A 12,042-nucleotide genomic window follows, 5' to 3' on the forward strand; every position below is an offset into this window, starting at 1 on the left:
CTGCCACACCGTCTAGCTCGTCCTCTAAACTCTTGATTGCCCCCGCGCCAGCGTACCCCGCACCGAGCACGACCACGTTCTCTGTCATACCGGAGACTCCGCAACCGACTGATACAAACCCTTTGAAATCCCTCTCAGCGGGGGAACAATTCTCCAGCGAGACTGTGGCAAATACGGTATGTCGCGGCCCCGGTGACCGCAGGAAAACAATTCAAAAGACCAGTGACACGTACTAGTGTTCCGGTTCGCCCGCCGGTGCCCGCATATCGTCGATAGCGAGGATGAGTTTGTTGTTGGTGTCGTCCTTGCCTTCGAGGGTCCCGATAATCTGGAGCTTCGACAGCGGTGTCGGACCGACTGTCACCGAGTCCCCCTCGTGGAATTCGGACATCGTACCCTGCAGCTGAATCTCCGCGCGGCATTCCTCGGGATGGTGGACGCTGGTCAGGTCGATCTCCTCGACGTTCGAGTGTTCGACGAGCTCGCCGTTGTGGCGCAGCGGAACCTCCGCGGCCTGGTCCATGTCCTGAATCTGGAGTGCGTCGTAGGCGTTGGCGGTGGGCTTGTACCCACCTTTGGGGCCGGGGACGCCCTCGACAAGCTGCAGGGCTTTGAGGCTCTGCATCTGGTTTCGAATCGTCCCGGGGTTGCGGTCGACCTTCTCGGCGATGTCCTCGCCTTTGACAGCGCTTTCACTTTCCCGATAGAGATTTACCAGTTCCTGCAGAATGTTCTTTTGACTGGGTGTCAGTTCGATAGATGACATAATCTGTTGTTCGGTACAGCCGTCCTTAAATGCGACGGTAAACCGTCTGGAACCGTCCCAGAATCGCGGAAAACGTTAGTACTTTATTCCAGCGCTGACCTGACACAGATATGGAAAATCAACGCGTTCTGGTGACCGGCGGTGGGGGGTTTATCGGGGCGAACCTCGCGAACAAACTGGCCGAGAACAACGAGGTCATCGCCCTCGATGACGGCTACCTCGGCACGCCGGAAAACGTATCAGAAGACGTAGAGTACGTCGAGCAGAGCGTGCTTGCGGACGACCTGCCGACCGACGTGGACGTGGTATTCCACCTCGCGGCCCTTTCGTCCTACGCGATGCACGAGGACAATCCCACCCACGGCGCTCGCGTGAACGTCGAGGGGTTCGTCAACACAGTCGAGCAGGCCCGGGACGACGGCTGTGACACCATCGTCTACGCCTCGACGTCCTCAATCTACGGCAGCCGGACCGAACCCTCGCCAGAGGACATGGATGTGACGGTCAACACTGGCTACGAGGCCTCGAAGATGGCCCGGGAGACGTACGCGGAGTACTTCCAGAACCACTACGACCTCTCGCTGGCCGGGATGCGCTTCTTCTCGGTGTACCAGGGCTACGGCGGCGCGGAGGAACACAAGGGCGAGTACGCGAACGTCATCGCCCAGTTCGCCGACGACCTTGCCGGCGGCGACGCGCCGAAGCTGTACGGCGACGGCGAGCAGACCCGCGATTTCACCCACGTCGACGACATCGTCCACGGGCTCGTTCTGGCCGCCGAACACGAACTGAACGGCGTGTACAACCTCGGGACCGGCGAGGCCTACGACTTCAACACCGTCGTCGAGATGCTGAACGACGAACTCGGTACCGATATCGAACCGGAGTACGTCGAGAACCCGATTCCCGAGGACGTCTACGTCCACGACACCTGCGCTGACTTCTCGCGGATGCACGACGCGACAGGCTGGGAACCGGAGATCAGTTTCGAGGAGGGCATCGAACTGGTCTGTGCGCCCTACACGTAAGTTATCGGAGAACAGGCAAACACTGATATTTAGTCCTGGCCCGTCGAAGCACGAGTATGGACACACAGGTTCGCGTCCTCGGCGTTCCGATGGACCTCGGCGCCGACCGGCGCGGCGTCGACATGGGCCCGTCAGCGATACGGTACGGCGGCCTCGCCGACCAGTTGGCGAGTGCCGGTATCGACTGTATCGACGGCGGTGACATCGCTGTGCCGCGACCGGAGGAATCCGACCCGGACGCGGGCGGTCTCCCATCCGGTCGTGCCAAGTTCTTCAGAGAGACGAAAGAAGTGTGCGAAGACGTGGCAACGGCCGTCGACGCCACGCTCATGGACGGCCAGTTCCCGCTCGTGCTGGGCGGCGACCACTCTATCGGTATCGGGACCATTGTCGGCGCAGCCCGTGATGATGAGGAACTTGGTGTCATCTGGTTTGACGCACATGGCGATTTCAACACGCCGGAGACCACGCCAAGCGGGAACATCCACGGGATGTCGCTGGCGGCTGTCCTCGGCGACGGGGCGTTTGCCGACCACGACTGGGCCCACACCCCTGCGGTGCGCGAGGAGAATGTTGTTCTCGTCGGCTTACGGGATGTCGATGACGGAGAGCGCCGCCGTTTGTACGAGAGTGACGTGACCGCGTTCACGATGTCGGATATCGACACCCGCGGCGCACCGGAGGTCGTCGCGGAGGCACTAGAAATCGCGACTGACGGGACGGACGGGATACACGTCTCGCTCGACCTCGACTGGCTCGACCCGACAGAAGCTCCCGGCGTCGGCACGCCGGTTCGCGGCGGTGTCTCCTACCGTGAGGCCCACATCGCGATGGAGTACGTCGCCGAGTACCACGACCAACTGCGCTCGATGGAAATGGTCGAGGTGAACCCGATTCTCGACGAACACAACCGCACTGCAGAACTGGCCTGTGAGCTCGTCGCCAGCGCCTTCGGCAAGCGCGTGCTGTAGCTATCCGAACCCCTCGTACTGCATTTCGGACTCGGGAATCCCGACGCTTCGCGCGGCCCGGACCAGCGTCGATACCATCGCGCTGATGCCACAGGCGTACAGTTCGACGTTCGCCGGATCAATGCGGGCGTCGACGCCGGACTGGGGGCGCTGCTCCCGAACGGCGTCGAACCGCGCCGGCAGGTCCGCACCCTCCAGTGCGTCGCTCGCGACGTAGTTGACGAACACCGACTGGACGTAGTCGGTCTCGCCGTCCCAGTCGGTCAAAAGCGGTTCGCGAGTGAGCGTCGGAACGAAATGGAAGTGGTCGTACTCGGCGTCGAGTCGCCGAAAGTGTTCACGGTGGGGCAGGTCGTCCTCCCAGCCACAGCCCAGAAACAGCCAGATGTCGCGGGGCTCGCCGTCGACCACGTCCCGCCCCTGCTCGAACGTGTAGTCGATCATGCTCTTGAACGGCGCGACGCCGGTCCCAGTCGCCAGAAAGACCATATCGCGGCTCGATGGCGGGTCCAGTACCATGTCGCCGTTCGGCCCGCGAACGACGACGTCCTCGCCGACGTCGACGTGTTCGAACAGCCCACTGGTCAGTTTCCCGCCGGGGACCAGTCGGATGCAGAACTCCAGTTCGTCCTCGCTCGGGGAATTTGCCAGCGAGTACGCCCGCGGCGTGCCGTGAAGCCTGAGCGTCACGTACTGGCCGGGCGCGAAATCGAGGTCTACGTCGGGTTTAACACGCAGTCGCAGCAGGGAGGGATAGGGGCGGTCGAAGCGCTCGGCCAGCGTCTCGATTCGCGCGAGCCGCCGTTTCGACGCCCCGGCATCGCGCAAGCGGTCGAACAACGCCGACCACCGGATTGTCGAGCCGTTTCGGGCGGCCGCCAACCACGACCGGTCTCCAACAGGTGCGATTTGCTCGCGGACCGCGGACAACACCTCGTTGTTGCGGTTACGGTCCATCGGTTCGACGAGCGTCACCCGTGCGTCCTCGGTGACCAGCGGCAACTGCGCCGCCCGGTCGTGCTGTGAGAGATGCCGGGGCAAGTCCATAAACGGGGTACGACACCGACACGGGTATGTCTGGCCCACCACCTTTTTCATCGTCGCCGTTCCTCGCTCGCTTTGCTCGCTGCGGGGACGGCTCCTCGAAAAACGTGGGCGAAAAAGGCGCGAATCGCGAAGCGATTCGCGTGAAACTCGGCGCAAGCGCCGAGTATGCTACTATTGGCTTGACGCCGCGCCGTCCGTCTCTTCGCCGCTTTCCGCCGGCACGACCGTCACACTTGCCACACGGTCGTCGTCTTCGAGACCCATAATCGTCACACCCTTGGTGTTCCGACCGACCTGGGACACGTCGCCGGCGCGGATACGCATAATCTGGCCCTGTTCGGACATGATGACCAGATGGTCCTCGTCAGTGACGGCCTTGGCGGTCGACACCCGGCCGTTCCGGTCGTCGGTCTTGATGTCGATGAGGCCCTTGCCGTAGCGGGATTGGGTCCGATACTCGTCGAGTTTGGTGCGCTTGCCGAAGCCGTGTTCCGTGACAGTCAACAGCGAGCGGCGGTCGTCGCCGTCGGTGGCGACCATCGCCGCGACCCTGTCGTCGCCCTGCAGTTTGATGCCGTTGACGCCGCGTGCGGACCGACCCATCTCGCTGACCTCGCTCTCGCTGAAGCGGATAGTCATCCCCGCCTCCGTGGCGATGACGAGGTCGCCGGTGCCGTCGGTGACGTCCACGTCGATGAGTTCGTCGCCGTCTTCGAGCTTGGCGGCGATGATTCCGGTCGAAAGGATGTTCTCGAACTCCGAACAGCAGGTCCGCTTGACGTAGCCGTTCCGGGTCACCATCGTGATACACTCGTCCTCGCCGAACTCGTCGGTCGAGACGACGGCGGTCAGTTCCTCGCCGTCGTCGAGGTCGATGAGGTTGATGGCGGACTTGCCCCGCGCTGTACGGGACATCTCCGGGATCTCGTAGGTCTTGAGCCGGTAGACCTGCCCCTGGTTGGTGAAACAGAGCAGGTAATCGTGGCTGTTGGCCCGGAACACCTTCGAGACGCGGTCGTTCTCCTTGGGGTCTGCGCCGATGATCCCCTTGCCGCCGCGGTTCTGGGGATCGAAGTTCTCGACCGGCATCCGCTTGATGTAGTCGTCCTCGGTGATGACGACGACGCAGTCCTCCTCGGGGATGAGGTCCTCGTGGGTGACCTGGCCCTCGTCTTCGATGATGCTCGTCCGGCGGTCGTCGTCGTACTCGTCTTTGACTTCCTGCAGTTCGTCGGCGATGACGCTGTCGAGCTTCTCGCGGCTGTTGAGGACAGATTCGAGGTAGTCGATAGTGTTCTGTACGTCCTCGTACTCCTCCTCGATTTCCGTCGCTTCCATCGAGGTGAGCGAGCCGAGTTGCATCCGCACGATGTGAGCGGCCTGTTCCTCGGAGAACTCGAAGGACTCCTGCAAACCGGCTCGGGCGGCGTCGCGGTCCTCGCTGTTTTGGATGAGTTCGACCACGTCCTCGACGTTTTCCAGCGCTTTTAGCCGGCCTTCGAGGATGTGTGCGCGGTCCTCGGCTTCGGCGAGGTCGTACTCGGAGCGCCGGCGGACGACCTCGCGTCGGTGGTCGATGTAGTGCTGCAGGGTCTCTTTCAGCGAGAGGACTTTCGGTTGGCCGTCGACCAGCGCGAGGTTGATGACGCCGAAGGTGGATTCGAGATGGTGGTCGAGTAGGCGGTTCTCGACCACGTCGATGTTCGCCCCACGCTTGAGTTCGACGACGATTCGGACGCCGTTTCGGTCGGACTCGTCACGGAGGTCAGCGATACCCTCGATTTTCCCCTCGTTCACGTCGTCGGCGATGCGCTCGACGACGCGGGCCTTGTTCTCCTGGTAGGGGAGTTCGCTGATGACGATGCGCCCCTCTTCGGGGTCGACTTCGTATTCGGCGCGGACCCGTAAGCGGCCTCGACCGGTCGCATACGCCGAGTAGATGGCGTCGCGGCCGACGATGTTGCCGCCGGTCGGGAAGTCCGGTCCCTTGATATGCTCCATCAGGTCCTCGACCGTGCAGTCGGGGTTTTCCAGCAGTTGGACCGTCGCGTCGACCAGTTCGCCGAGGTTGTGCGGCGGGATGTTGGTCGACATCCCGACGGCAATCCCCGAGGACCCGTTCAGCAGGAGGTTCGGGACTTTCGACGGCAGCACGTCGGGTTCCTGTAGGCGGTCGTCGTAGTTGCTGGAGAAGTCGACGGTGTCCTTCTCGATGTCTTCGAGCAGCTCCTCGGCAAGGGGATCCATCCGGGCCTCCGTGTACCGCATGGCGGCCGCGGGGTCGCCGTCCATCGAGCCGAAGTTCCCCTGGCCGTCGATCAGCGGGTACCGCATCGAGAAGTCCTGTGCCATCCGGACGAGCGTGTCGTAGATGGCCGAACCGCCGTGTGGGTGGTAGTCACCCATCGTGTCGCCGACAATCGAGGAGGACTTCCGATGGGCGGTGTTCGAGGAGACGCCCATCTCGTGCATTGCGTAGAGGATGCGCCGATGGACGGGCTTGAGGCCGTCCCGAACGTCCGGGAGTGCTCGACCCGCGATGACTGACATCGCGTAGTCGATGTAGGACTGCTCCATCTCGTCCTCGATGCGGACGTGCTTGATCTGCTCTGCCGGGGCGTTCGCGTCGTTAGCGTCGGAACTCATATATCGACCCACTCCGCTTCAGGCGAGTGCTCCTTGATAAATTCCTTGCGCGGTTCGACGGCGTCGCCCATCAGGATGTTGAACATCTTGTCGGCGGCCGCGGCGTCCTCGATGGTGATCTGCTTGAGAATCCGGTTGTCGGGGTTCATCGTCGTCTCCCAGAGCTGTTCGGGGTTCATCTCACCGAGGCCCTTGAACCGCTGGACGTGGGTGGGGTTGCCGTCACACTTCTCTTCGATGATCTTGTCCCGCTCTGCATCCGTCATCGCGTCGTAGGTGTCTCCACGGTAGCGAATCCGGTACAGCGGCGGCTGGGAGGCGTACACGTAGCCGGCTTCCAGCAGCGGCTTCATGTGTCGGTAGAACAGCGTCAACAGGAGCGTCCGGATGTGTGCCCCGTCGACATCCGCGTCTGTCATCAGGATGATCTTCTCGTAACGCAGGTCGTCGATGTCGAACTCGTCACCGATGCCGGTTCCCAGCGCGGTGATGAGGTTCCGGATTTCGTTGTTCTCCAGAATCCGGTCCAGCCGGTGTTTCTCGACGTTCAGAATCTTCCCTTTGATGGGGAGGATGGCCTGGAAATCCGGGTTTCGACCCTGTTTGGCGCTGCCGCCCGCGGAGTCACCCTCGGCGATGAACAGTTCGGCTTCCTCGGGGTCACGCGTCTGGCAGTCCGCGAGCTTGCCGGGCAGTGCGGTCGAGTCGAGCGCCGACTTCCGCCGGGTGAGCTCCTCGGCCTTCTGTGCGGCCTTCCGTGCCTTGGCGGCCTCGACGGCCTTCCCGACGATGGCTTCGGCCGTATCGGGATTCTCCTCGAAGAAGGTCGCCAGCCCGTCGTGCATCGCCGATTCGACGATGCCGCGGACCTCGCTGTTGCCGAGTTTCGTCTTGGTCTGGCCTTCGAACTGCGGGTCGGGATGTTTGACAGAAATGACGGCCGTCAGCCCTTCACGGATGTCGTCGCCTTTGAGCGTGTCGTCAAGGTCTTTCAGCAGATTATTGTCGGTCGCGTAGTCGTTGACGACCCGTGTGAGCGATGTTTTGAATCCTGTGAGGTGTGTCCCGCCCTCGCGCGTGTTGATGTTGTTGGCGAACGCGTGAATCGAACCCTGCAGGTCGTCGGTCCCCTGCATGGCGATTTCGACCTGGACCGGCCCCTCCGCGATCTCCTCTTCGTCCTCGAAGTAGATGATATCCCGGTGGAGCGGGTCCTTGGTTTCGTTCAGGTACTCGACGAACTCACGGATGCCACCGTCGTAGGCAAATGTCTCCGTTTCGCCGTCGCGCTCGTCGATGATAGAGATGGCGACACCGGAGTTGAGGAAGGCGAGTTCGCGCAGTCGAGACGACAGCGTCGAGAACTTGAACTCGCCGGTCTCGAAGATTTCGTCGTCGGGCCAGAACCGGACCGTCGTGCCCGTCTCCTCGTCGGGTTCGAGGTCGCGGACCTTCTTCAGGTCGTACTCGGGCTTACCGTGGTCGAAGCGCTGCTTCCAGAGCGCGCCGTCGCGCCTGACTTCGACTTCGAGCCACTTCGAGAGGGCGTTGACGACGCTCACACCGACCCCGTGGAGGCCACCGGAGACCTGGTAGGACTTGTTGTCGAACTTCCCGCCAGCGTGGAGAATCGTCATCACGACCTCGACGGCCGGACGGCCGTGCTCTTCGTGGGTATCGACGGGGATTCCCCGCCCGTCGTCGCTGACGGAGACTGAGCCGTCGTCGTGAATCGTTACGTCGATGTTATCACAGTAGCCGGCGAGCGCCTCGTCGATCGCGTTGTCGACCACCTCGTAGACGAGATGATGGAGGCCGCGAGCGTCCGTCGACCCGATATACATCGCGGGTCGCTTCTGGACGGCTTCCAGCCCTTCGAGGGTCTGGATCGACTTTGCGCCGTACTCATCAGACTCTCCTGACATAGGAACTTACCCGTCCTAATAGAGGGGGACGTATAAAGCTCCCGCACGCGCGCGGGACAGCGATTGTCGGGGACGGCGTTTACTTTCACTCCGGTGGCGATTACCTTTTAACCCCGACGCGGGTACGTACCGCACGACAATGACCTCGTATCAGTCGCGACTCGGCGAGGGCGAGGGGATCGCCGAGGAGTTGGCCGAATCCCAGCGGGCCATCTCCATCGCCGAGTTCTTCGAGAAGAACAAGCACATGCTGGGCTTCGACTCGGAGGCCCGGGCGCTCGTCACGGCCGTCAAAGAGGCCGTCGACAACGCGCTCGACGCCTGCGAGGAGGCCGGTATTCTCCCCGATATCTACGTCGAGATTCAGGAGTCCGGCGACTACTACAAGCTGGTCGTCGAGGACAACGGCCCCGGTATCACGAAGGAACAGGCACCGAAAATCTTCGGGAAGCTCCTCTATGGCTCCCGCTTCCACGCCAGAGAGCAGAACCGCGGACAGCAAGGTATCGGGATTTCTGCGGCCGTCCTCTACTCCCAGCTCACCTCCGGCAAGCCGGCGAAAATCACCTCCCGGCCGAAGGGCCAGGACGACGCACAGTACTTCGAACTCATCGTCGATACGGACACCAACGAACCCGAAATCAGCGTCGACGAGACGACGACGTGGGAACGGCCCCACGGGACCCGTATCGAACTGGAGATGGAGGCCAACATGCGGGCCCGGTCGACGCTACGGGACTACATTCAGGACACCGCCGTCGTCAACCCCCACGCCCGCATCGAGTTCGACGAACCGGGGCTGGACGAGTCCCTGAAGTTCGAGCGGGCCGAGCGCGCCGAACTCCCCGACGAGACCGAGGAGATACGCCCGCACCCACACGGCGTCGAACTGGGAACCCTGCTAAAGATGCTCGAAGCCACGGACTCCTACTCCGTCTCTGGGTTCATGCAGGAGGAGTTTACCCGCGTCGGCGGGAAGACGGCCGACAGCGTCATCGCGAACTTCAACGACCACCACTACGGCCGCGGCATGGCCTGGCAGCCGCCGAAAGTCGGCGAGGACGCAGACATCGAGGCCGCCGTCGAGGACGCCGTGGCGAACAAAGGGGCTGAAACCACGGCGACGTTCGCCGCCGCTGTCTCCGATGCCATCCACGACCGCGACCGGGTCGCGTACCACGAGATCGAATCTATCGTCGATGCGGCAGCCGAAGACGCCGAAGCGGACAGCGACACCACCTTCGGCGCGACGGTTCGAGAGAACGCCGTCGACGCCGCCTGGGGAGCCGTCAGCGACACTCTATCCAGCGACCTCTACGCCCTCGTCGACGACGTGACGACGAAACGCAAGGACGACGCCGCAATCGAGGGGCTGGCGAGCCGACTGGCCGACAAATTCGACGACGACGGCCGCCACCGGCTGACCCGCGACGGACTCCGGGACTACATCGACCGCGCGGCCGACATGACCGAGGAGCAGGACGACGCCACCTTCGGCGACACGGCCCGCGAAAACGTGCTTGAGGCGCTCTGGACGGCCGCCGAGGGCGTCCCGGAGGAGCCGCCGAAGGTCGCCGATATCGCCGACGACCGCGACACCGCCAGCCAACTGCTGTCGGCGATGCGCGAGACGGACATCATCGCGCCGCCGACGGACTGCCTCTCCCCGATCAGCGCGGAACTCGTCGAGGAAGGACTCCGGAAGGAGTTCGACGCGGACTTCTACGCCGCATCGACGCGGGACGCGTCGGTCCACGGCGGCGACCCGTTCATCGTCGAGGCCGGCATCGCCTACGGCGGCGAACTCGAAAGCGAGGGGACCGTTGACGTGATGCGGTTCGCCAACCGCGTGCCGCTGGTGTACCAGCGCGGGGCCTGTGCGACCACAGATGTCGTGAAATCCATCCGGTGGCGCAACTACAACCTCGACCAGCCCGGCGGCTCGGGCATCCCGAAGGGGCCGGCCGTCATCATGGTCCACGTCGCCTCGACGAACGTCCCCTTCACCAGCGAGTCCAAGGACGCCATCGCGAACGTCCCCGAGATGGAAGACGAGATCGAACTCGCCATCCGGGAGGCCGCCCGCGAACTCAAGAGCTACCTGAACAAGCGCCAGTCGATGCAACAGCGCCGCGAGAAGCAGGACAAACTCGCGACCATCCTGCCGGAGATGGCCGAGAAGCTCACCGAAGTCACCGACAACGACGAACTCCACATCGACGACTCGCTGGCCCGTATCATGAACAACGTCCTCGTCGAGCGCGAAGTCGAGGACGACACGGTCCGGGTCCGCATCGAGAACAACGACGACACGAACGCGGACGTGGAACTGACCGACATCGTCACCGCCGAACCGCAGGTCGCCAACGGCGCGAACGTCGTCGAGATGGACGGCGAGTGGTTCGTCAAGTGGTCCCCGACCGTCGGGGCCGGCGAGACCGCCGTCCTCGAATACAGCGTGACCGACGAGGCCGAGTTCACCGTCTCGGTCGACGGCATCGAAGAGGAGAAACTCACGGTGAACGCCTGATATGAGCACCGACTCAGACACCACACCCGACACCGAGGAAGCGCGCGAGCAACTCATCGACCTCGCGGCGGACTTCTACGACCAGTTCGCCGACGGCGAGGTGCCGACGATGACCATCCCCACCCGGACCAAATCGAACATCGTCTTCGACGAGGACGAGCAGGTCTGGGTGTACGGCGACCGGAACTCCACGCGGTCGGCCAAGACGATCTCCGGGGCCGAAAAGATCCTGAAGGCCGTCTACACCATCGACTTCCTCTCCCAGCAACTGGAGGAGGACCGCTCCTCGACCCTGCGTGAACTGTACTACCTCTCGGAGTCCTGGGACCTCGACGAGGCCCAGTTCAACACGCAGGACGAGTCGAACAACCTCATCGAGGACCTCGAAATCGTCTCCGACGTCAAACGCGAGGACTTCCACATGCGTCCGGAGGAGTCCGGTGCGAAGGTGATGGGGCCGCTGCTCCTCCGCGAGCAGACCAACCGCGGCGACCGCGAGATCCACTGTCAGGACGACGTGGGACAGGGCGGCTACCAGATCCCGAACAACCCCGACACCATCGAGTTCCTCGACAACGACGCGAAGTTCGTCCTCTGCGTGGAGACCGGCGGCATGCGCGACCGACTCGTCGAGAACGGCTTCGACGACGAGTACGACGCGCTGGTCGTCCACCTCGGCGGCCAGCCCGCGCGGGCCACCCGGCGGCTCATCAAACGGCTCCACGACGAACTCGACCTGCCAGTCACGGTGTTCACTGACGGTGACCCGTGGTCGTACCGCATCTTCGGGTCGGTCTCCTACGGCTCCATCAAGAGTGCCCACCTCTCTGAGTATCTGGCGACCCCCGAGGCCCAGTTCATCGGCATCCGCCCGGAGGACATCGTCGAGTACGAACTGCCGACGGACCCGCTGTCGGACTCCGACGTCAACGCCCTGGAGAGCGAACTGGAGGACCCGCGCTTCCAGACTGATTTCTGGGAGGAACAGATCGAACTCCAGCTCGATATCAACAAGAAGGCCGAACAGCAGGCACTCGCTTCTCGGGGGCTCGACTTCGTGACGGAGACCTACCTGCCCGAACGGCTGGACGAGATGGGCCTGCTTTAGACACGGCAGCAACGAAGCTCG

Annotated in this window: 8 protein-coding genes; 4 read left to right on the forward strand and 4 right to left on the reverse strand. The window is 63.1% G+C overall.

Annotation, left to right across the window (positions count from 1 at the left end; all coding sequences use genetic code 11):
• Nucleotides 1-232: 232 nt before the first annotated feature.
• Nucleotides 233-766 carry an Rrf2 family transcriptional regulator gene (locus tag C442_RS09160; protein ID WP_004515710.1) on the reverse strand — a complete coding sequence of 178 codons (534 nt, stop codon included), beginning with the start codon at nucleotides 764-766 and terminating at the stop codon, nucleotides 233-235.
• A 110-nt stretch (nucleotides 767-876) separates the two neighbouring features.
• Between C442_RS09160 and C442_RS09165 the strand changes: the two genes are divergently transcribed.
• Together C442_RS09165 and rocF are read left to right on the forward strand one after the other, a co-directional pair.
• Entirely contained in the window at nucleotides 877-1,794 is a 918-nt protein-coding gene (locus C442_RS09165) for an NAD-dependent epimerase/dehydratase family protein (protein ID WP_008309765.1), read from the forward strand.
• A 56-nt stretch (nucleotides 1,795-1,850) separates the two neighbouring features.
• Nucleotides 1,851-2,765, forward strand: a complete 915-nt coding sequence (gene rocF / locus C442_RS09170; protein WP_008309767.1) for an arginase — start codon at nucleotides 1,851-1,853, stop codon at nucleotides 2,763-2,765.
• On the opposite strand, the gene C442_RS09175 is transcribed toward rocF, so the two are convergent.
• The 3 genes from C442_RS09175 to gyrB form a co-directional block, all read right to left on the reverse strand.
• Nucleotides 2,766-3,812, reverse strand: coding sequence for an FAD-binding oxidoreductase (locus C442_RS09175; protein WP_008309769.1), 1,047 nt, complete (start codon nucleotides 3,810-3,812; stop codon nucleotides 2,766-2,768).
• Nucleotides 3,813-3,983: 171 nt separating this feature from the next.
• Nucleotides 3,984-6,458: a DNA gyrase subunit A gene (gene gyrA, locus C442_RS09180; protein ID WP_008309771.1), complete on the reverse strand. Its 2,475-nt coding sequence runs from the start codon at nucleotides 6,456-6,458 to the stop codon at nucleotides 3,984-3,986.
• Nucleotides 6,455-8,383 carry a DNA topoisomerase (ATP-hydrolyzing) subunit B gene (gene gyrB / locus C442_RS09185; RefSeq protein ID WP_008309773.1) on the reverse strand — a complete coding sequence of 643 codons (1,929 nt, stop codon included), beginning with the start codon at nucleotides 8,381-8,383 and terminating at the stop codon, nucleotides 6,455-6,457. Before gyrB ends, gyrA begins: the two co-directional genes overlap by 4 nt.
• Nucleotides 8,384-8,522: 139 nt before the next feature.
• Between gyrB and C442_RS09190 the strand changes: the two genes are divergently transcribed.
• On the forward strand, nucleotides 8,523-10,913 hold the full coding sequence (locus C442_RS09190; RefSeq protein WP_008309775.1) for a DNA topoisomerase VI subunit B: 2,391 nt from the start codon (nucleotides 8,523-8,525) through the stop codon (nucleotides 10,911-10,913).
• 1 nt (nucleotide 10,914) lies between these two features.
• The gene (locus C442_RS09195; RefSeq protein ID WP_008309777.1) at nucleotides 10,915-12,021 is read left to right on the forward strand and encodes a DNA topoisomerase IV subunit A; all 1,107 of its coding nucleotides are present in this window, start codon (nucleotides 10,915-10,917) and stop codon (nucleotides 12,019-12,021) included.
• Nucleotides 12,022-12,042: the final 21 nt, after the last annotated feature.

This window comes from Haloarcula amylolytica JCM 13557, from assembly GCF_000336615.1.
GTDB classification, from domain to species: Archaea; Halobacteriota; Halobacteria; order Halobacteriales; family Haloarculaceae; genus Haloarcula; species Haloarcula amylolytica.